The 20,538-nt window shown below is 40.1% G+C and carries 18 protein-coding genes and 1 pseudogene; 10 read left to right on the forward strand and 9 right to left on the reverse strand.

Features of this window, described 5'->3' with window-relative positions; translation table 11 throughout:
• Positions 1 to 56: 56 nt before the first annotated feature.
• Positions 57 to 917, forward strand: coding sequence for a fructosamine kinase family protein (locus CDG77_RS27150; RefSeq protein WP_094332408.1), 861 nt, complete (start codon positions 57 to 59; stop codon positions 915 to 917).
• Positions 918 to 1,202: 285 nt separating this feature from the next.
• Here CDG77_RS27150 and CDG77_RS27155 read toward each other — a convergent pair whose 3' ends face one another.
• Entirely contained in the window at positions 1,203 to 1,523 is a 321-nt protein-coding gene (locus CDG77_RS27155) for a TMEM14 family protein (RefSeq protein ID WP_190234078.1), read from the reverse strand.
• Between the two features lie 87 nt (positions 1,524 to 1,610).
• Between CDG77_RS27155 and CDG77_RS27160 the strand changes: the two genes are divergently transcribed.
• The 3 genes from CDG77_RS27160 to CDG77_RS27170 all read left to right on the forward strand — a co-directional run bounded on the left by CDG77_RS27160 (position 1,611) and on the right by CDG77_RS27170 (position 5,841).
• The gene (locus CDG77_RS27160; RefSeq protein ID WP_094332391.1) at positions 1,611 to 2,966 is read left to right on the forward strand and encodes an ATP-binding protein; all 1,356 of its coding nucleotides are present in this window, start codon (positions 1,611 to 1,613) and stop codon (positions 2,964 to 2,966) included.
• Positions 2,967 to 3,132: 166 nt separating this feature from the next.
• Positions 3,133 to 4,422 (forward strand): tellurite resistance TerB C-terminal domain-containing protein, encoded by a 1,290-nt coding sequence (locus CDG77_RS27165; RefSeq protein WP_181154179.1) that lies wholly within the window; start codon positions 3,133 to 3,135, stop codon positions 4,420 to 4,422.
• A gap of 96 nt (positions 4,423 to 4,518) precedes the next feature.
• Positions 4,519 to 5,841, forward strand: coding sequence for an ATP-binding protein (locus CDG77_RS27170; protein WP_094332393.1), 1,323 nt, complete (start codon positions 4,519 to 4,521; stop codon positions 5,839 to 5,841).
• A gap of 455 nt (positions 5,842 to 6,296) precedes the next feature.
• On the opposite strand, the gene CDG77_RS27175 is transcribed toward CDG77_RS27170, so the two are convergent.
• Together CDG77_RS27175 and CDG77_RS27180 are read right to left on the reverse strand one after the other, a co-directional pair.
• Positions 6,297 to 7,001, reverse strand: a complete 705-nt coding sequence (locus tag CDG77_RS27175; RefSeq protein WP_094332394.1) for an SAM-dependent methyltransferase — start codon at positions 6,999 to 7,001, stop codon at positions 6,297 to 6,299.
• Positions 6,982 to 8,022 carry a DUF4330 family protein gene (locus tag CDG77_RS27180; protein ID WP_094332395.1) on the reverse strand — a complete coding sequence of 347 codons (1,041 nt, stop codon included), beginning with the start codon at positions 8,020 to 8,022 and terminating at the stop codon, positions 6,982 to 6,984. Before CDG77_RS27180 ends, CDG77_RS27175 begins: the two co-directional genes overlap by 20 nt.
• 404 nt (positions 8,023 to 8,426) lie before the next feature.
• Here CDG77_RS27180 and CDG77_RS27185 point away from each other — a divergent pair, with 404 nt between their 5' ends.
• A complete protein-coding gene (locus CDG77_RS27185; protein WP_094332396.1) occupies positions 8,427 to 9,134 on the forward strand; it encodes a class I SAM-dependent DNA methyltransferase in 708 nt (235 codons plus the stop codon).
• Between the two features lie 470 nt (positions 9,135 to 9,604).
• Positions 9,605 to 9,964 (forward strand): VOC family protein, encoded by a 360-nt coding sequence (locus CDG77_RS27190; protein ID WP_094332397.1) that lies wholly within the window; start codon positions 9,605 to 9,607, stop codon positions 9,962 to 9,964.
• 792 nt (positions 9,965 to 10,756) lie between these two features.
• On the opposite strand, the pseudogene CDG77_RS27205 reads toward CDG77_RS27190, so the two are convergent.
• The 5 genes and pseudogenes from CDG77_RS27205 to CDG77_RS27225 all read right to left on the reverse strand — a co-directional run.
• Positions 10,757 to 10,927: pseudogene (locus CDG77_RS27205) on the reverse strand (dienelactone hydrolase family protein); the annotation flags it as partial.
• A 369-nt stretch (positions 10,928 to 11,296) separates the two neighbouring features.
• Complete coding sequence (locus CDG77_RS27210; protein WP_094332400.1) at positions 11,297 to 11,755, reverse strand: cupin; 459 nt, start codon at positions 11,753 to 11,755, stop codon at positions 11,297 to 11,299.
• Between the two features lie 14 nt (positions 11,756 to 11,769).
• Entirely contained in the window at positions 11,770 to 14,166 is a 2,397-nt protein-coding gene (locus CDG77_RS27215) for a glycoside hydrolase family 15 protein (protein ID WP_094332401.1), read from the reverse strand.
• Between the two features lie 69 nt (positions 14,167 to 14,235).
• A complete protein-coding gene (locus tag CDG77_RS27220) occupies positions 14,236 to 15,174 on the reverse strand; it encodes a cation diffusion facilitator family transporter (protein WP_094332402.1) in 939 nt (312 codons plus the stop codon).
• A gap of 173 nt (positions 15,175 to 15,347) precedes the next feature.
• The gene (locus CDG77_RS27225) at positions 15,348 to 16,160 is read right to left on the reverse strand and encodes an SDR family oxidoreductase (RefSeq protein WP_094332403.1); all 813 of its coding nucleotides are present in this window, start codon (positions 16,158 to 16,160) and stop codon (positions 15,348 to 15,350) included.
• A gap of 611 nt (positions 16,161 to 16,771) precedes the next feature.
• Here CDG77_RS27225 and CDG77_RS27230 point away from each other — a divergent pair.
• From CDG77_RS27230 to ctaD, 4 genes are read left to right on the forward strand one after another with little or no spacing between them, the layout of a single operon-like run.
• Positions 16,772 to 17,266: a DUF2231 domain-containing protein gene (locus CDG77_RS27230; RefSeq protein WP_094332404.1), complete on the forward strand. Its 495-nt coding sequence runs from the start codon at positions 16,772 to 16,774 to the stop codon at positions 17,264 to 17,266.
• Positions 17,263 to 17,856, forward strand: a complete 594-nt coding sequence (locus CDG77_RS27235) for a DUF2231 domain-containing protein (protein WP_094332405.1) — start codon at positions 17,263 to 17,265, stop codon at positions 17,854 to 17,856. Before CDG77_RS27230 ends, CDG77_RS27235 begins: the two co-directional genes overlap by 4 nt.
• Before the next feature lie 24 nt (positions 17,857 to 17,880).
• On the forward strand, positions 17,881 to 18,801 hold the full coding sequence (locus CDG77_RS27240) for a cytochrome c oxidase subunit II (protein ID WP_094332406.1): 921 nt from the start codon (positions 17,881 to 17,883) through the stop codon (positions 18,799 to 18,801).
• Positions 18,791 to 20,458, forward strand: coding sequence for a cytochrome c oxidase subunit I (gene ctaD, locus CDG77_RS27245; protein WP_094332407.1), 1,668 nt, complete (start codon positions 18,791 to 18,793; stop codon positions 20,456 to 20,458). Before CDG77_RS27240 ends, ctaD begins: the two co-directional genes overlap by 11 nt.
• On the opposite strand, the gene CDG77_RS35775 is transcribed toward ctaD, so the two are convergent.
• The coding region (locus CDG77_RS35775; protein ID WP_190234079.1) for a cytochrome c oxidase subunit 3 at positions 20,407 to 20,538 on the reverse strand (132 nt) is incomplete at its 5' end. The genes ctaD and CDG77_RS35775 overlap by 52 nt on opposite strands.

Genomic DNA, 20,538 nt, shown 5'->3' on the forward strand with positions numbered 1-20,538 from the left:
CTCCCTGCTCCCCGCTCCCCCTGCCTCCCCTGCTCCCTCATCTCCCCAATTTAATTATGTGGACTCAAATCGATACTCATATTAGCCAGGAGACTGGCGCAAAATTTCAGAGTCAGCAACGGCGATCGGTTGGTGGCGGATGTATCAACCAAGGTTATGCTGTTTCCAATGGTGAGATTACCTACTTCGTCAAGCTTAATCAAGCATCCCAAGTTGCGATGTTTGAGGCTGAGGCATTGGGTTTAAAGGAAATGCTAGCAACAGCTAGTATTCGCGTCCCAAAACCTATTTGCTGGGGTGTAGCTGAAAATTTTAGCTACATCGCTCTGGAATGGTTAGAACTTGGTAACGGTAACAGCAATTTGTGGGAAGACATGGGGCGCAAGTTGGCGGCGATGCATCAAGCTAGCAGTAATCAAGGTTTTGGTTGGAAAATTAACAATACCATTGGTTCCACGCCCCAAATCAATACTTGGACAGCAGACTGGACAGAATTTTATATTAAACATCGCCTGGGTTATCAATTTCAGTTGGCAAGGCGACGGGGGGGAAGTTTCCCCCAGGAAGAAAAATTACTAGCAGCTATGCCTGAAATATTGGCGCATCAGGTGCAACCTTCTTTAGTACATGGCGATTTATGGGGCGGAAATGCTGGGTGTACAGCCTCAGGAGAACCCGTGATTTTTGATCCAGCCACTTATTTTGGCGATCGCGAAGTTGATATTGCTATGACAGAATTATTTGGTGGGTTCCCCGCAGCTTTTTACAAAGGTTATAACGAGGTTTTTCCTTTAGATGCAGGCTATGAGCAGAGAAAAACACTCTATAACCTGTATCAGATTTTGAATCACTTCAATTTATTCGGGGGCGGTTATGCTTCCCAGGCGAACCGGATGATTGACCAGATTTTGCGCTAAGTAAGTAGAACAGGGTAAATAATTAAAGGTTTGTAGTGAGAACTTTAGTTCTCAAATCAGGACTAAAGTCCTTACTACGAACTGATTTTCGCTAAAGTTACATTACTTTACATAGTTTGTTTTTTTCAAGTCGTTCTACTTACAGCATTTTATTAATTCGTAGCGAATTAAATTTGGCAATACCATGCAATAGCAATGCGTCGGCTTGCATTGTTAATACATCGGCTTGCTTTGTTAACGCATACCCTTGCAAAAACAGAAGGTGGTATTGCTTGGAGACTGATGCTACTTTAAAGCCACCATTTGATTCACCATCACCACTAATGCCACAATACCCAAAATCGTCATTAATCCCGCCGGCATAAACTTGCGTGTTTTAGCGAGTCGAAATGCAAAGACTACCACTAAAACACCAGTAACTAACACCGCTAAAATCGAACCCCAGGTTTGTCCTTGGAGTTGAAGGTAGGCGGCAAGTATTAGTAATAAGCCGCTAATGCTACCACTTAACAGTGAAACCCTACTTCTAGCCTGAGTATAGCCAATAATGCCACCAGCGATCGCTAAGATGCCGTATGTGAAAGCAGCAATTATACTTAAATTCATTGTTAAAACATCTGTAGATTTTGACTTTACTGCCAAGGTCAGCAGACAATTTACCATAGCTAAACAGCTATACCACACAGTTGATTGATGGATAATCAAGCGATGCCAATAGCAAGTACTTCCTCATATACAAAAGTTCAATATCTCCAGCGTCAAGCGGCCTCACTTTTACTGTACCAGTCTGTTCTCCAAGGCGAAGTGGGGATGGCATTTCTAGAACTCTTGCAAGCTATACGTTACACTGACTCCGATGCCCGGAGTTGTCTCCAAGCATACGGTAGTTATTTCCACGCTTTAGCGGCCAAAAATCAAAACTGGGAAGACTATTTAATTACTCAACTTCTCTTCTCTAAGAATCCTTTTACAAAGCTGGCTGAAACACGAGAATTTGAAGAATTGCCTCCAGCTTTACTAGCAGCAGTTAAGCATGATTTACAAATATTGCAAAGCCTCTATGAATGTAGCAGCGCTTCTTTGAGTGAGTGGATACAAAATGTAGCTCACATGCCCATTTCGCCAGTAGTGTGGTATAAAGAGCAAGAATTAGTAGGAGTAGAGACAAAGTTCGCTACATATCTACAAGAATTAGATAATTGGGGTGATGCTGTAGAAGAATTAGCGGCTTATTATCGGCAATGTGGCTCTGGTTTATTTGCAGAATATCGCGCTTTACGCTGGCAAGGTGGGCAGTTTATCGGTATCCGGTATTCCGATCCAGTTAAGCTGAGTGCGCTTGTAGGTTACGAATCTCAAAGAGATGCTTTGCTAAAAAATACAGAGTTTTTACTATCAGGAGAGATGGCACTGCACGTATTACTTTACGGTAGTCGTGGTTCTGGCAAATCTTCTTTAGTAAAATCTTTGTTGAATGAATATAGCAATCGCAGCCTCCGCTTGTTGGAAGTGACAAAATCTGATTTAAAAGACTTACCAGAAATTGTGGAACATTTACGAGGTGTGTCACAAAAATTTATTATCTTTGTCGATGACCTTTCCTTTGAAGAAGATGATGATGCCTTCAAAGCGCTCAAGGTAGTTTTAGAAGGTAATTTAACCGCGCGGCCGCAAAATGTAGTTGTGTATGCTACCTCCAATCGCCGCCACTTGATTCGGGAGTTTTTTGTGGATAGACCTACCCCCAAGGATAACAAGGAAATCCATGCTTGGGATACGATGCAGGAGAAACTTTCGTTTAGCGATCGCTTTGGTTTAACCTTGACCTTTGAACCAGCCGACCAGAAAACTTATTTGAAGATTGTACAACATCTAGCTGCACAAGCAGAAATTAATATTACCCAAGAAGATTTGGAATTTCAAGCATTACAATGGGCAACTCGTCACAACGGTCGTTCTGGACGCACAGCCCGGCAGTTTGTTGATTTTTTAAAAGCAGATTTAAGACTCTTTAACTCCAATAAGGACACATCTAACACTTCTGATTAGAATTATTTACTTTACGCTCGCACTTTTTTCTTACTTACAAAACAACAGATATAAACCATTCTTTAGTAAGTATTGTTTTATGTATATTCTCATTAGGAACTATGAATTATAAATTAATATGAGAGCTACTTATTCTGACAACTTGACTACGCTAAAAACCAGCAATATGCAATCAGTAAGTATCAGCAATCGATTTATACTAGGAATAGTTGCCTTTAGTGTGAGTTTTGGACTTAGCCTCGTCCCAAACTGGGATTTTAATAAAGCCTTTCTCACAGGTTTAATTACTGCCTTTACTATCTATGCAGCAGCATTGTTCGTAGATAAGCGACGGAGAAATTATGAAATGTTTGTTTTAGGTTCTCTCCGCAAGCGAATAAAAGAAATGGAGGGATTGAAGGCTCGTGTTGTCAGAGAAATTAATCAAATCGAAGAACATCATAATTTATTATACGCCGAGTCCCAACAACTACAAAATCAAGTAACAGAAAACCGCAACCAAAGAGATAGCTTACATCGAGAATTGAGAACAGTTGCCGGACAAAAAAAACAGTTAGAAACAGAAATCAATAGTCTGCAAACTGAAATCAATAACTTGCATAAAAATCAAACAGAATTAAACAATGCTTTTTCTGTCCTCACAGCAGAAAAGCGCCGTCTAGAGTCAAATTGTAATGTATCCCGTGCTGAAATTACCCAGTTGCAAAGTCAAATTTCTGAACTCCAGCAGGATAAACAAGAAGTTGAAAGCAATCTAACTCTTTTAGGCAGACTCAAACCCCAATTAGAAGAAAAACTATACGAACTGCGAATTGGAATTCAAGAGTTAGAAGTTGAGACAAACCAAAAAAATCAATTGCTGATAGCGACAAAAACCGAAAGAGATAATATTCAAGCCATCCTGAATTCTTCACAAATCCAACTAGCAGAACACAAAGTTGAATTACAGCAGTTGCAAGGCCAAATTTCATTATTACAAGAAGAACGAGATTCATTGCAAAATCAAGTATGGGAATTACTCCAACAAATAGAAACGTTTAATCTAGAACCTTTGGCTGATAATTCCCAAGAAGATGAGACTGAATTGTTTCCTTTTTCTGAAATAATGGAAACTACAACAGTTGGAGACAGTTTGGAAGTTGATACATCAGAAAATATACCTGAAGAATGGACTAATTTTTCAGAAAATCTCCCAATATACGAACTACAAGTATTAAAAGCTATAGTCGAACAAGATAATCCCAAAGCTGCCATTAAAAAAATTGCCGAAGCAAACATAACTATGCCAAATCTCTTAATCGATTCTATAAATGAACGGGCAAATGATATTATTGGGGAATTAATAATTAACTCAGATTCGGAAGTTCCAGAAGTTTACTTTGAGTATATTATCTATGTAAAAAAAATGATTGCCATGCATGAAAGTCTCCTAGCTAAACATGCATCGTCAAACTAAAGTATGATTGCAGTCGTCAGATTAGTAGTAAGGTGGATATGTCTCTTCCCTATTTACTGCGTGCTTCTGTGTTTAGAATAAAGTGAAGTGTAATACATGGCAAAGCTCAAAATCTCGAAAAAAATCTCCACTGCTTTAATCAATTCCCTTGGTGCAGGGGTAGTACCAAGAGTTGGAGTTGAATACATAGCAGTAGGTCGAGAAAAAGAACTAAAAAGCCTATTACAAAATCTCGATGATATTGCAGAAGGCGTAGCAGCATTTCGCTTTATAATTGGTAACTACGGTTCTGGGAAAAGTTTTTTACTGCAACTAACTCGTAACCGCGCTATGGAACAAGGTTTTGTAGTCGCTGATGCTGATTTATCCTCTGAACGTCGATTAGCTGGAAGCAACCATGAAGGTGTAGCCACCTATCGGGAATTAATGAGCCACCTAGCTACAAAAACTCGTCCTGATGGTGGTGCTTTAGTCTCTATTTTAGAAGGATGGATTAATAAAATTCAACAAGAAGTAGTTAAAGAAACTGGAATGCGTCCCAATGACGATGGTTTTGATGACAAAGTTGAATCAAAAATTAGGGAAGTAGTTCAGTATATTGAAGACTTAGTTCATGGTTTTGATTTTGGTAGCGTGATTATCGCTTATTGGCGTGGCTACCGATTGGATGATGATAATTTAAAAAATGCGGCGATGCGCTGGTTGCGTGGAGAATTTACGACTAAAGTTGAGGCCAAAGCAGCTTTAGGAGTGCGCGTCATTATTGATGATGATAGTTGGTATGACTATATCAAACTGTTTGCTAAATTTGTAGCTGAAATTGGTTATAAAGGACTGTTAATTATATTTGATGAAGCCGTACATTTATATCAAATATCTACTACGGTAACGCGGGAAAAAAATTATAATCGACTCCTTGCAATGTTTAACGATACTATGCAATGTAAAGCAGAACATCTTGGCATTGTTGTTGGTGGAACAACCAAATTTTTAGAAGACCCCAAACGAGGACTTTTTGCAGACCAAGCTTGGCAAAGACGCACAAAAGAAAGTCGTTTTGTTGCACAATCTGGCGTTCAGGAACATTTAGGGCCAGTGATTCGGCTAAATCCGTTGAGTGAAACAGAAATATTGACGCTTCTGCAACGTTTAGCTGAGATTCATGCACTCAATTTTGGCTATGAACAAACTTTGACAAATCGTGAGTTAAAGGAGTTCGTACAAGAAGTTATTTATCGTTTGGGTGCAGAAGCATTACTTACACCAGGGGAAATTGTGCGAGATTTTATGAGTGTACTGAATATTCTTCACCAAAATCCAGGAATTGTCTTTGGTGAATTAATTCATGGCTCTAAATTTAAACCTACTGCTATGGGTAGGGATGCAGATGGGGATAATGCAGCAGAATTTAGTTTGTGATTAATAAACCTTTTGTAAAAGTCGTAACTTCTGAATAACTGCTGCAAAATGAGCAAATAATTCTTACTTGTACCATTTCTGTATGAAGGTGCGCCGAACTATATGAGGAACGAACCGCAAAGGACTCAAAGGGCACAAAGAAAGAAATAAGAAGCAAAGGAAATTTGGCGCAGCTTCACAAAGAAATGGTATTAGGCCAGAATAGTTATTTGTATAGGGATTGAAAATAATTCATTCTTTAAAGTTGCTTTTGCTCTAAGTTTAATATCGAATAAAACACTTCTCATATCATGTCCGGTTAAACAATTGTCATTGCGTTCGCGTAGCGTCTCTGAAGGAGAAGGGTACGAAGTGAAGCAATCCCAAAAGCCTTGCGATTGCTTCACTTCGTTGCACTTGCAATGACATATCACAAGTAATTTGCCGGACATGATATCAAATAAGCTTTAATACAATTAATAATTATGAACTTTATCAACGTTTCTTGTTATCTTCAACATTTTATTTCCACCAGGCTGAAGTTCGTAATCAACCTTTTCAATATCTATCTTGTAACCTCTTGAAGTATAATACTTAACTATTTCATCTAAATGTTGTGAATGTTTCCACATTAAAGTTATGAGGGGAAATATCCTAATTTCTTTAGCAATGCGTAACATTTCATCTACAGAATTTAGATGAAAATCGTAATCGAGATGATCTGAATATAAAAATAGTAAATGTGAACATAGAGCTATGTCAAATTCTTGATTTTTAAATGCCAGTTTTGGCAATTCACCCACTGTGTATCTGTTGTTATTTTTACCAGTTTCGTAATCAGACAAAAATTCTTGAAGAACTTTGACTCGATTCTGTCGTAAATCATCTGGAGATTTATGATAGCTCCATACCCAATCATTTGATGTAGCCTTGACTTGGTTAATGATATTATCTACCACTTCATTAAATCTTTGCAATATTTCACCACCGGAAAATTGGTATAGTGGATCGACAGAAACTACACTTTTACCATGACGTGTCATTTCTGCATTAAAGCTTGCTGGCCCGTCCCCAATTCCAATAATTCTTTTATTTAAATCTAAATTTGTTAAATTAAATATTTTTATATATTCATCCATTGACCTCCCAAAAGGAACTACTTTATCCAGAACCATTGCCATAAAATTCACCTCGTGAATAGACTGCTTTTTCTTTCTTACCTGCTAGGAGATTTGCTTGGGGTGGCAGTTTGATAACATCCTGTGAGCGAGTTGAACCTGCGGGAAAGGTATAAATACCGATATTGTCACGGATACCACCGCCATTTTTGATGGAAATGACAGTCTTAGGATCGTACCCCTTAGCGATCGCTAAATTAGCTTCAGCTGTCAAATTCCCTAAGTTGGTTTCTTGTGTGCGGATATCGCCGCGCCAGCCATTGAGAAAGACGTTGGTTTTCCCGAAAATCTGACCATCTTGAGCAATAATCACTTTTTTAAGTGCTTCTGTAATGGCAACAATTTTGGGGTCTGTGGGAGTTGTGGCCCCGACTATACCAATTTTTTCACCATTGAGGGTAATAATGGTGCTACGGGCAATTTTATTAGGAATTTTACTTGCCTCTTGTCCATCAGCAGTAACTAATCTTGCTAGGTCTTTATCAGTGCTGAAATCTAGATTTGTACTGAGATAGGGAAATTTTGTACCAGGATAATCTTCTTTAGCGCGGATTAAATCGGCAACAACAGCCGTACCCAAGTCAAATTCGTGATTACCAAATGCGATCGCACTAAAGCCAAGATCATTTAAAATTAAGATATCTCCTCTTCCCTGTCCACCAAAAGCTGTGTCGCTGGCAAATAAGAAAGGACTGGGAATATAGGCATCTCCAGATGAAAGAATTAATGTATTAGGATAATCAGACTTGCCGTCACGATTTATATCCTGATTTTTTAGTGCATTCAACACCGCCGAAAAGTTTGGTGCATCTTTCAGAGCCGGGACACCTGCTTCTTGGTCGGAAGTATGTAAAAGTTGCAGTGTAAATCCCTGTTTTGGTGCTGTTCTGACTTGTGCTACACCAATACTAGTTCCTATAAAGAGCAATATACCAAATATAACTAGCAAACTTAACTGTATAGCCCTGAAATCTAGGCTATTAAACTTACTGAAAAGTCTATTTTTTGAATCTAGAAAAGGCATAATAACTTTTATAGTTCATCATCACTGAAGAAGATTAATGTATATTAACGTTATTGGGGGAGGTTACATACAATTTTAAGCCAAGTCCGACTGCAAACAATAGGGAAAAGGTGCGGATTCTTTGCTGTTTGAACTTTTTAAAGAAGGCAAAAATCATACCCAAAAATCGACTTGAAGAGAGCTTAGTCAACATGTTCACTCTGCTTTCAGGGGTAAATAAATATCAGACTTCAGCAAATTAACGGTAAATCTCCGATAAATTTATTGATTTGCCGTATTATTATGGAATGATAAAAATATCACATAATTAAAGCTGAAATGCAAGTTTATTCGCTGAAGAAAAAGTTTTCCCAAAAAGTCATAGCAACGTCAAATCTAAACTCAATCGGATTGGAAAGGACGCGATGATAGATCGGATTATTCAACAACAGATTGAGTACTATCGTGCTAGAGCCAATGAATATGATGAGTGGTTCTATAGAAAAGGACGCTACGATCGCGGTACCCAGATCAACCAGCGCTGGTTTAATGAAATAGCTACGCTCAAAAATACATTACACCAAATTGGCATGGTGGATGATATTTTAGAGTTAGCATCTGGAACAGGTATCTGGACGCAGGAGCTTTTAAGGATCGGTAAAAAGATTACTGCGATCGATGCTTCTGAAGAAGTGATTGCAATTAATCGCTCGAAGTTAAATTCACTGAGTGTTGAATATCACCTAATTGATTTATTTACTTGGCAACCTGACACAACTTATGATTTGGTATTCTTTGCCTTTTGGCTATCTCATGTGCCGCCAACTTTGCTCGATTCATTTTTGACGAAAGTCTATCAATCTGTTCGCGTTGGTGGACAAGTATTTATCATTGACTCTTGCTTTGAACCAACATCCACAGCTAACAATCATATCCTTGAAGATGACGCAAACATATATAAAACTCGTAAATTAAATGATGGTCAAGAATTTCAGATTGTCAAAATTTTTTATCAGCCTGATGAACTTAAGGATAAGCTACAAAAAGCCGGCTTTCAGGTTGAGGTAAAGTTGACAGATAACTATTTTATTTATGCACAGGGAAAAAAAGTTGAAACAATTCGTAATTTGTAATTTATAATGACGCTCTCAACGAGACACTGCGCGTGGCTTGCTTATTTGCAGAAGTACGCGGACTCGCCACCGCAATTATTTAAACTATATATTATGCCTCACTAATTCAGGATCGCCTAAATTTTATGCGAGTATCACATCTATCTTTCTTTGTAGAGGCATCTGATTCAATATGGCATCAGAAATCCTCTTCCTGCTATTCTCTGTGACATACTCCTTAAACTAGGTACTGATGCAAAATTTATGTATATATATTGGTTATAGCTGTACAGATGACTGATGTGGGGCTAAAGGAGTAGAAATGAAATGTATTTTGATTTACAGGAAACAATGTTATCAATAACTAGATGATCGGAGAGTTGAAGACCTTTTTTAAGTTAAATATAGGCTATTTATCGATCAATCTTAGTTAACTATGATTGCCGAATAAGCAAAATAAAATACACTAGCTGCCTAATAGACAGTTTGCAATGCAAATTCTTAAAGTATTAACTAGAGTCTATCTTAGTCCGGTAGACTTGGATGAGGCGATCGCTTTCTATGAAAATCTCTTTACGGAAAAATGTTGGTTGTGGTTTCAATATTCCGAATCTGAGTTGGAACTTGCGGGTGTGGGTTCTATTCTTTTAATTGCTGGTTCGCCGGAAGCACTCTCTTCATTCAAGAGTACACATGCAACATTTCTCGTTGACTCACTCAATGATTTTAAAGAAGCACTTATTCAGCAAGGTGCAGTGATTTTAGCCGAACCTAACAAAGTTCCCACTGGAGTCAATATGCGAGCGATGCATCCTGATGGAACTATTATTGAGTATGTTGAATTTGGATGACTAATTTTAGCCTAAAAAGGATCTGTTGTGAAGGCTGCAATTAGATTAGCTAATGAAAGTTATCCCTGTACGCTTCTCTTTTGGGATTGCTACAACTATAAGGATTTTACAACGTTTTTGCTGCGATCGCTTTACTTAATCCAGCAAGTATTGCTGTGCATAGGGCTGTCGGTTTTTTGCCTGTAAGTGTATTTTGCATAATTGGGTATAACTTTTGTGAGTGGCACGATGTCGGGTGGTGGCAACTATCTCTGCAACAAAAGCCACCGCTATTAGTAAATCTGCCTCTTTCTTTGCTAAAAGTTCAAAAATAGTCTCTGCGGAATGAAGCATTAATAAGTGGACTATTACTACTTGGCGTTAGCTACTTAACAGTTGTAGAAACAGTTTTAGTTTTCAAGCCAGTGGTTTGATTTTCTCCCTTTGGAGTTTCGACTGAGCAACTAATTAAGGTTGTTGAAAGTGTTAATAATCCAGGTAGTAGGAATACTGAAAAACGTTGAAAAATATTAATGTGTGGCTGTTTGAAGGCGGTAATCATGGAAGTAATTGTATTTTTATTTGCGATTTGACTAATATTTGCCGATGTTTATACCAGTTCTGTATGAAGGTGCGCCGAACTATATGAGGAACGAACCGCAAAGGGCACAAAGAAAGAAAGAAAGAAAGAAAGAAAGAAAGAAAGAAAGAAATAAGAAGCAAAGGAAATTTGGCGCAGCTTCACAAAGAAATGGTATTAGTAGAGGCGCACAGATGTGCGCCCAAAGTGCATATTGCTACTAATACAAAGATTTAGACTTTTTGAAGCTGAAGGTTTTTTTGAAACAGTTCTTGAACGTTTTTCCAAGCATTAGCAGCAGCTTCGGCATTGTAGCTGGCGCGATGGTTGCAGAAAAAGCCATGTCCTGCGCCAGGATAACGGAAAATAGCATGGGGGATTTGATATTTCTTCAATTTTTCCTCCGCGATCCTGGCGGGAATCGAATAGAGATTGCTGAGTTGGTCAAGAGTACTTTTGTACAACTACAAACACAAGAGTTGCTATTAGACATCTCCGTAAATTAGATATGCGTTCTCCAGAACCCTTGTAGAGACATATCAGTGCTATATCTCTACATTTTTGGCGTACCACCAGAAGAGTACTGGCCCTATACGGAAGAAAAATTTGATGAGGAATCAACCCCTTTTTGTTATTCTTTTGGTCAAAGTTTTCAAGCGCTAAAATAGACAGGACACTTCGGGTTAGGAGCAAATTTGGGGGAGGAAAACTTAACGGCTTAGAAGTCAGGACAAACGCACCTAATTTGTGAAACTCTTGGCGGATAAGGATAGTTACTTAAATCGACAAGATTGCTCGAAAGTCGGAGTTTGTTCAAGTTGCACCATTATCAGAACAGCTGGCACATCGCCTACTGTTCCAGATAAGTGACCCTTATTACCTTGCGCGTCCGCTTTCGTACCCTGGTCTTCTCCAAATGAAATCTCGCCAGGGCCCATTTCTACTCGCTGTCCGTCCATAGTTTCCACAAACCAGCTTCCCGACAGAGGTACGATCCATTGAGGCTTTGGGTTCTCATGCCAGTTGCCAACCCATCCGACGGGTAGCACAGTAAAGGTAATTGTGGCACCAGACTGCTTCAATTTAGAAAGCCACTGAGGTGAGGTATCAGGGGCTATGCCTTTCTCGATAAAGTCCTCAATCTGGCAACGGGATTGGTGACTTATACCATCTCGGTCAGTCCAGACGTGCCAGTAGTCAATTGTCGGTTTGTTTGATTGGTTATTCTGCATAAAATTATTTACTGCTACTCAACTACAACCGTATAATTTCGCTGTTCCCATTTGCTACTTTCAATCCAGAAAAAGGTAAAGCTGATTGGCTGTTCTTGGCTATCAAAAACAGAGATATCTACAAAACTCACTCCTAATTTTGTGGCAGTAGAAGGCGTATCTTTTGCTGTTTGCCAATTATCCTCTGACCAATGCAACTGGAAAGATGCTAAAGCGTGAATTCGTAATGTATAACCTTTTTTAACTTTGTCAATTTGACGGTTAAACTTCCAAATTTCCAATGATTTACACTTTTGTCTTTCGCCTAAATAGCGATTCGCCACCTCTGGAATCAAATCAAACACCCGATCGTCATGATTTGACCGTAGCAGCTTGATATACTCTGCGTGCGCCCACATTAAAGGCATTGCGGAACCTGTTGGTTTTCCTAAATACATGTGGCTTTCAGGTTGATCTGCTTCATCCCAAACCTGTTCTGGTAGCAAACAAGTGTTTGAAGCAAATCCTTCCATTGCCTTGATGTATGTTTTGACATCGCCGCCAGTAGCTAATTCATAATGTCCTCGTTCTCCTGTCAACAGAGGCCAAGCGCGTCCCTTACCATAAGCAGTGTAAGGACTGCCATCTTCTTGCTGTCCATAGCCGTCGTGATTATAACGATGCCAACAAGGCCCAGCAAGTGTATCTACTTTTAAAACTGCATCAATTACTTTGACAGAATCAACAATAATCGGGTCATCAGGCTTGCGAATTCCATAGCGTACTAATTGTAGAAACCCGCCATCGACAATTTCCTTCGCGGGAAATTCTGCTAGTTCACCAGGAGATTGACTGCTGATAAAAATAGTTCCTTGGTTAGGATTTTCGTTGGGTTCAGGACTATTAATATCTGTAGGGGTAATCCGAATATAATGGCGTTTGATGCCAGAAACTAAAGTTCCTTCAGTAGTAACTGTCCAAGCTTCGATATGAGATTCTAAAAAATCAGCATATTCTTCTATGAATTCTGCCGTTGTTTGATCGCCACGTTCGCGAATAAATTGAGCGGCACAAATTAAGGCGGCAATATTGGATGCTAGTGTTGATGGTGAATAACCGCTATTTTCTTCCCAACGTTCTTGTTGGGTAGCTGGGCCGTGACGAATTAAATAACCTGCTGCCCGTAAAATCATGGGGTAAATATCAAAGTTTAAGCAAGTATTCTGCTGGTGCAATAACCATGCCAACAGAATGGGAAATGCTACCTCATCAAGCTGGATGCCTGTCCAGTAAGGTTTACCATCAACCCAGAAATTTTGGGGAAAACCGCCATCTTGCTGCTGACTAGTGGCCAGATAAATCAGCGATCGCACTGCTGTTTCAGTTTCGCCAGCAGCTATCAAACCTGTTACACTACTGACCATATCCCGCGTCCAGACAAGATGATATCCCCCTTGGTCTTCGTCATCTTTGGCTTCACCCCAAGGGATGGCAAGGGAGGCGATTAAAGCACCTGGATAGGCTTTGTCTTCATGTGCTAAAAGCAAACTAATGCTGCTGTGATACAACTTACCTTCCTCATCGGAAACATCTTCTAGGGGTCGGATATTGCGGCGCGATCGTTTCCACTGTTCGTTGTATTGTTGCTTCTGCTGTTCAAAAGGAATATTAAGCGACTGAAATAGCGTAGAAATCGCATTATGCAGATTGCTGCCAAATGCCAGTCCTAAAGTAAACTCATCACCACCATCCAGATTTAGTTCTCCTGTCAGACTAATATTGCCATCCACAGCTTGACCAAATTCCCAATCCATCTGGAAATTATCAACCAAATCTGTCCAACCATCACTTTCACCAACGTAGCCACAGGAAAGATGGCTAAAGGGAACTGTTGCACCCAGCGCCACCCACGATCCTTCTTTCTCAGCCGTTAGAATTTGATGACCAGCAACTTCTATGACGTAACCATTGTTACCTCTACCTCCAACTTCCAGATGCGGCGCACATAAAGCATATAGGTGGAGTTGGGAGAGAAAATCGCGCTCTCCTGTTAATTTTGTGTGCTGTAAAATACAGGAGAAATGCGGGTCAGCAATAACTTCTTTGATGATTGTATAGCGCCCATCGGGATCGGAATTAGTAATGCGGTATCCCAAACCGTAAGTCCACAAATGTTCTACTTTTGATTTGAGATGGCGTTTCTCTTCATGAAAAAAGCTTTTACCATCAGAAATGAGGTACTGTAAATCCCGAATTTGGGGTCGATCTACTGTAGGATGATAGACTTCAGTAACAATACCGTTCCAGATAGTAAACCAAACATGACTAGAGGTAGAGTAAGCTGTTCCGACTCCATCTTTGTTCGCATGAGTCCATCGAGGCTCGATACCCGGTGAACCAAAAGCCTGTCCTTGACCAATAATCTTTACCATAATTTATTGTGCCGATCGGCTTTGATTGCTATTTGGAAACGCTGTAGTTTATATTTATGTAATTAAAATTTATTGCAAAGGTTGAGAGGATTTGCGAGTAGCAGCTAAAGATTTTGCCTCAATAAAAATTTGTTTTATTTCAGGATGTTTTTGGCGAATTTTTGTTTCTAAACTCTCCACAGTTAATGCTATATCCTCCCCGGTAAGGTTTTTGGAAAACTGGATTTCCAGGTTGAGTAATACTTCGTGAGGAGCAAGCTGCATTGTTAGCACACGAATCACTTCTTGTACCCCTGGTTCTGTTTTTGACAAAGAACGAATATTCGCTATAGTTTGAGGATTAGCACTTTCACCAACTAATAATCCTTTACTTTCTCTAGCTAGTAGCACTGCGACTATAGCCAAGATTATGCCAATAATAATCGAGGCTATTCCATCAAAATAAAGATTATTAAATAAATGCCCTAAAAAGATCCCTATCAAGGCAACGAATAAACCTAAAATTGCAGCAGTATCCTCAAGTAATATTGTAAATACTGTTGGGTCTTTACTGTTTTTGATTGCTTGCCAAAAATTTTGCTTTCCCTTGGTCGGCAAAAACTCTTTTAAAGCCACAGTCCAAGAAAAGCCTTCCAATATTATTGCTACACTCAATACAATATAATTCCATATTGGATCTTCTAAAGGGCTGGGGTTAATTAAATGAGTAATTCCTTCATAAATTGACATCCCGCCACCAATGGCAAAGATGAGGATAGCAACGATAAAAGTCCAGAAATAAAGTTCTTGACCGTATCCAAAGGGATGGCTATCATCTGCTGGTTTTTGGCTTCTGTGAAGTCCTAGCAAAAGTACGAGTTGGTCGCCAGTATCTACAACTGAATGAATCCCCTCTGAGATCATAGCGGAACTGCCAGTAATGGAGGCGGCAATAAATTTAGTAATAGCGATCGCTAAATTAGACCCCATCGCCGCAAAGATTGTTTTTTTAGATGAATCAGTTGCCATGAGCGTGAATAACCAGCTATCCAGAAACTTAGGTGCATCCCCCCTACAATGTCGCCTCGGATAGTTAAAAGTAAACTATCAGAAGGTATAAGATAGCTTGACTATAGGACTTATCTTTGGTTTTTGAAAAAATCAAATCGGTTTGCTATAGTTCCTAGCCTCTAGTCTTGTCTTTAACCATTTTCCGTAAATCCTGGATACAAGGTCATGCCACCATCTACAAAAAGTGTTGTACCGTTAACATAATCAGATTGATCGGAAGCTAGCCAAACTGCTGCTTTGGCGATATCTTCAACATTTCCTACACGTTTTGCTGGAATCAGTTTTAGTAACTTTGCTTCTGCTTCTGGAGTATCCCAAGCTGATTTGTTAATTGGGGTTTTAATCGCACCGGGAGCAATACTATTAACGCGAATTTTGTGAGGGGCAAGTTCTTGGGCAATACTTTTCATCATCATATTTATACCACCCTTACTAGTAGCATAATTAACGTGACCTGCCCAAGGAATGACCTCATGCACGGAACTCATGCAAATAATCTTACCTGCCGCGCATGAAATTTCAGGCTTCACACCTCGACGCAAGAATTCCTTTGCGGCTTCTCGCGCACACAAGAATTGTCCCGTCAGATTTATCCCAATAACCGCATTCCATTGCTCGATGGTCATATCGATAAAAGGTGAGTCTTTTTGAATGCCCGCATTACTTACTAAAATGTCGATAGTGCCAAATTCTTGGAGCGTTTTGCTAAACATTGCTTTTACTTGGTCTTCTTTGCTGACATCGGCTTGAATAGCAAATGCTTCTCCATTATTAGCTTTAATATCATCAACAATTTTTTGGGCTTCTTCGGCTTCCGAATGGTAGTTGATGGCTACTGCTGCACCTGATGTAGCCAAATGGCGAGCTATAGCTTCACCAATGCCAGAACTACCACCTGTCACAAGTGCTTTTTGACCTTTAAGCAGGTAAGGGGAATAGCTCATAATGCTTTCGATACTTTTAAAAAGTGTATTCTTTGTAAGTAGCTGAATACTTGCATGATATGATATTTTTGCTTTCTTGGCATAGTATTGCCTTAGCTGATTTAGATTACCAAATCGGTAAAATATCGATTAAATAAACAAAACTTTTTATTATATTAAGATAACTCTAGCATTTTACTAATCTATCCAGAGAAAGATAAATTTTACATTGTTTTCCTGACCAATACTTTAAATAGTTGTCATTTCTGTGACAACAGTATGTCTTTATTTGTAAGATTGGTTAAATCATAAATTTAAAGGTTATGTCCATCTAAACAAAGATTTATGGTATATTCAGAGAAACTTTGACTTAATATTAGTTGGGATATAAAATAAACGAAAATTATAGTTATTTTAATGATTTTTAAGGTTTGATAAAATAATTACTAAAAAATAGTAAACAAGAGAAAGTCCTGATTTAGTAATTTACTTTAAAGATTTCAGTGCATCACAATTTTTAAATCTTTTTTACTGACTTTAGCAGCGGCTTGAGCAGTAGTATTGTTGACAATATGTGAATGATGCATTAGGCGGATAGCATCTACATACTTAGATTTATGAAGGAAAAAGCGATGCCTGCTCTGTCTCTGAATAACCAAAATTTACCATACCCTGACCCTCTACACCCGATCGTTGTCCATTTCGTAATCGCAATGGTGCTTTTTTCTTTCGTGTGTGATGTGGTGGGATATTTCACCCGCAACGTGCGTTTGTTTGAGGTTAGTTTCTGGAATATGTTTGTTGCTGCGATCGCAATTTTCATCGCAATTATCTTTGGCCAGTTTGAAGCAGGACTAGCACAAGTCCAGAAAGCAGCCCAGTCAACACTGAATTATCATACAGTCTTGGGTTGGTCGCTGGCCGCCATTGTTGCGGCGATCGCAGCTTGGCGTTTTGTGATTCGCAACAGCAACCCCCGAAAAGTACCGCCTGCTTACCTGGGTGTTGCAACATTGTTAGTCTGCCTAGTATTCTTGCAAGTGTATTTGGGGAGCAAACTGTTTTGGGTGTATGGGTTGCACGTCGAGCCTGTAGTTCAAGCCATGAAACAGGGAGTTTCACCATGAACTCACAACTGATCGAGCAGTTGAGATTGCGGTTGGGTGCTAACGGATTACCCTACGAGATTCCTGTACATCCGCAGTTAGTGCATCTAACGCTGGGTTTGTTCATCATTGCCATCATTTTTGATATAGCAGGAGTGTTGTTTTCTTTAGAAAAACCAATTTTCAAATTTTTGGGATTGGCTACCATCCGTTCTAGCTTTTTTGATGTCGGCTGGTACAATCTCATAGCAGCAGCAGCTATCACATTTTTCACGGTTGCGGCTGGTTTTTTTGAACTACTGTTGGCAAATCCGCCAGTCGATCAAAAAAGTGCTTGGGGGTTGAGTGCTGGTTGGACGATGCTTTTACATGGTTTGGGTGGAATTTTGCTATTGGCGATCGTTGTCGCCATGACTGTATGGAGAGGTTTGCAACGCTATCGCTGGCGTAAGGATGCTTCTAGACAGGTGCAGTGGAGTTACTTGTTAGCAGGGATTGCAATACTAGGTATATTATTCGTTCACGGAACTTTGGGGGCGCAATTGGGAGAGGAATTTGGGGTTCATGTTACTGCTGCTAATACTATTTCTAAAAATGTTTACAGCAAATAATTAAACGAGAATTTATCGAATTTTATGTTTAGTGTTTTTGAATATGTATTGATAGCCTTTTATGTAGCAGTGCTGCTCGTTGTCAGTCGATGGATTGGGCAACAGGCGTTTTCTTGGATGCCTCCCCAAGCTACAGTAGAAGCACAACGGGTAGATGATTTGTTTAGCTTCTTAGTCTCAATTGGAGCATTTATCTTCCTTGGGCTAATTGGCGTTATGGTGTATGCGATCGCCTTTCATCGCGCCCCCCCAGAAGACTACACCGAAGGACACCCCTCTAGAGGTGATGCGAAGCTAGAAATATTGTGGACAGCAACCCCGACTTTGTTAGTAGTGTGGATTGCTTTCCAAAGCTTCAATATTTATCAGCAATTAGATATTTTAGGTTTAAACCAAATCGTGCATTTGCACACACCTCTAGAATCTGCACCCGCCTACGCCGCAAACATCAGCGATGTCCCAAAACCTGCATCTGAAACTATTGATGTTTTCGTTAAGCAGTGGGATTGGTCTTTTCGTTACCCAAATAATGTTACTAGTAATCAGCTGCATCTGCCGATCGATCGCGCTACTCGCTTAAATCTGCAAGCGCAGGATGTGATCCACGGTTTCTATGTCCCTGAATTTCGCTTAAAGCAAGATATTATTCCAGGGCGCAAGATTGATATTGTGCTAACACCCATTCGTGCAGGCAAATATCGGCTGAAAGATTCTCAATTTAGCGGTACTTATTTTGCCTTAATGGAAACGGATGTATACGTTGAATCCCTGGATCGATATAATCAGTGGCTCACGCAAACTGCTACTAGCGAACAAACTCCAGTAAATCAGGCAGTTGCCGAAAATATCCAACCACCAAAAACATTGTTTAATAGCGGCTGGTACACCGTCACACCTGCTCAACCTGAAGTCGCCAATAAAAGGAAGCTAAATAATGACGCATGATTTTAGTCAAGAGATTACCGGGGATCGAGAATCGCAGAACCAGCAGGGTAATACTTGGCGGCAATATTTCAGCTTCAACACCGATCATAAGGTGATTGGAATTCAGTACATGGTGATGACCTTCATTTTCTTCCTGATTGGTGGGTTATTGGCGATGCTGATTCGGGCTGAGTTGCTCACCCCAGAATCAAATTTGGTCGATCGCCCGCTTTATAACGGTTTGTTCACCATGCACGGGACAATCATGATTTTCCTGTGGATTATTCCCTTCAATGCAGGTCTTTCTAACTACTTAGTGCCGCTAATGATTGGAGCGCGGGACATGGCTTTTCCCTTGCTTAACGCCATTTCCTTTTGGATTCTGCCACCAGCAGGTCTTCTACTACTATCTAGCTTCTTCCTCCCAAACGGGACTGCACAAGCTGGGTGGTGGTCTTATCCACCAGTTAGTCTGCAAGTTCCAGGGGATCAGTTTATTAACGGTGAATTTATTTGGATAGTCAGCCTAGTTTTGATCGGTATCTCTTCCATCATGGGGGCTGTTAACTTTGTGACAACCATCTTTTGGATGCGGGCCCCAGGGATGACGTTTTTTCGGATGCCTGTGTTTGTTTGGTCGGTTTTCAGCGCCCAGTTACTGCAACTGGTTAATTTGCCTGCCTTGACAGCTGCATTGATCCTGCTGTTACTTGACCTATCCTTCGGTACACAATTTTTTAAACCGGATGCAAATGGCGATCCCATCATCTATCAGCATCTATTTTGGTTTTACTCGCACCCAGCAGTTTATATCATGGCACTACCAGCCTTCGGTATTTTTGCTGAGATTTTACCTGCATTTTCTCGCAATCCCTTATTTGGTTATCGGTCAGTTGCGATCGCTACATTAGGTATTGCTTTCATCAGCATCTTCGTTTGGGTACATCACATGTTCACCAGTGCCACCCCTGGTTGGATGCGGATGACCTTCATGGCTACCTCAATGTTAGTTGCCATACCCACTGGAATTAAAGCCTTCGCTTGGACTGCCACCATTTGGAGAAGCAAGCTACATCTAGAGACACCAATGCTGTTTGCAATGGGAGGTGCAGCAATGTTTATTTTTGGTGGTGTTACTGGTGTAATGCTTGCTGCCACGCCATTTGATATCCACGTTAATAATACCTACTTTGTTGTGGGACATTTCCACTACATCGTTTTTAACACGATCACAATGGCAATCTTCGCAGCAATTTACTACTGGTTTCCCAAGATAACTGGAAGAATGTATGCTGAGGGTTGGGGCAAGTTGCATTTCTGGCTGACCTTTATTCCTGCCAATATCACCTTCTTTTCTATGCATCCATTAGGTTTACAAGGGATGCTCCGCCGAGTTTCTTCCTACGACCCACAGTATCAAGGATGGAACATCATTGCTAGCCTGGGGTCATTCTTGCTCGGAGCATCCACGCTGCCTTTTATTGCTAACATAGTAGGCTCTTGGCTTTACGGGCCGAGGGCAGTTGACAATCCTTGGCACGCTACTGGATTGGAATGGACAACCTCTTCACCACCCCCGCGAGATAACTTTGAGGAGATTCCAACTGTGACAAGACCTCCCTATGACTACGGCAATCCAAAATACTCAGTAATCGTAAATTCCGATAACAGTGAGTGAAGGAAGACCCAAACTACATCAACAAAATGCCAAAACAGAGTAGTCGCACTTGTACCGAAGTGAGTCTGATTATAGTTGCC

This window comes from Nostoc sp. 'Peltigera membranacea cyanobiont' 213, assembly GCF_002245975.1.
In the GTDB taxonomy this organism is placed as follows: domain Bacteria; phylum Cyanobacteriota; class Cyanobacteriia; order Cyanobacteriales; family Nostocaceae; genus Nostoc.

Excerpts from the sequence above, each read along its gene's own strand:
- CDG77_RS27235 (WP_094332405.1), top strand. The coding sequence starts at position 17,263 with ATGAACTCACAACTGATCGAGCAGTTGAGATTGCGGTTGGGTGCTAAC.
- CDG77_RS27185 (WP_094332396.1), top strand. The coding sequence starts at position 8,427 with ATGATAGATCGGATTATTCAACAACAGATTGAGTACTATCGTGCTAGA.
- CDG77_RS27170 (WP_094332393.1), top strand. The coding sequence starts at position 4,519 with ATGGCAAAGCTCAAAATCTCGAAAAAAATCTCCACTGCTTTAATCAAT.
- CDG77_RS27225 (WP_094332403.1), bottom strand. The coding sequence starts at position 16,160 with ATGAGCTATTCCCCTTACCTGCTTAAAGGTCAAAAAGCACTTGTGACA.
- CDG77_RS27160 (WP_094332391.1), top strand. The coding sequence starts at position 1,611 with ATGGATAATCAAGCGATGCCAATAGCAAGTACTTCCTCATATACAAAA.
- CDG77_RS27155 (WP_190234078.1), bottom strand. The coding sequence starts at position 1,523 with ATGAATTTAAGTATAATTGCTGCTTTCACATACGGCATCTTAGCGATC.
- CDG77_RS27175 (WP_094332394.1), bottom strand. The coding sequence starts at position 7,001 with ATGGCAATGGTTCTGGATAAAGTAGTTCCTTTTGGGAGGTCAATGGAT.
- CDG77_RS27240 (WP_094332406.1), top strand. The coding sequence starts at position 17,881 with ATGTTTAGTGTTTTTGAATATGTATTGATAGCCTTTTATGTAGCAGTG.
- CDG77_RS27230 (WP_094332404.1), top strand. The coding sequence starts at position 16,772 with ATGCCTGCTCTGTCTCTGAATAACCAAAATTTACCATACCCTGACCCT.
- CDG77_RS27180 (WP_094332395.1), bottom strand. The coding sequence starts at position 8,022 with ATGCCTTTTCTAGATTCAAAAAATAGACTTTTCAGTAAGTTTAATAGC.
- CDG77_RS27165 (WP_181154179.1), top strand. The coding sequence starts at position 3,133 with ATGCAATCAGTAAGTATCAGCAATCGATTTATACTAGGAATAGTTGCC.
- CDG77_RS27150 (WP_094332408.1), top strand. The coding sequence starts at position 57 with ATGTGGACTCAAATCGATACTCATATTAGCCAGGAGACTGGCGCAAAA.
- ctaD (WP_094332407.1), top strand. The coding sequence starts at position 18,791 with ATGACGCATGATTTTAGTCAAGAGATTACCGGGGATCGAGAATCGCAG.
- CDG77_RS27210 (WP_094332400.1), bottom strand. The coding sequence starts at position 11,755 with ATGCAGAATAACCAATCAAACAAACCGACAATTGACTACTGGCACGTC.
- CDG77_RS27220 (WP_094332402.1), bottom strand. The coding sequence starts at position 15,174 with ATGGCAACTGATTCATCTAAAAAAACAATCTTTGCGGCGATGGGGTCT.
- CDG77_RS27190 (WP_094332397.1), top strand. The coding sequence starts at position 9,605 with ATGCAAATTCTTAAAGTATTAACTAGAGTCTATCTTAGTCCGGTAGAC.
- CDG77_RS27215 (WP_094332401.1), bottom strand. The coding sequence starts at position 14,166 with ATGGTAAAGATTATTGGTCAAGGACAGGCTTTTGGTTCACCGGGTATC.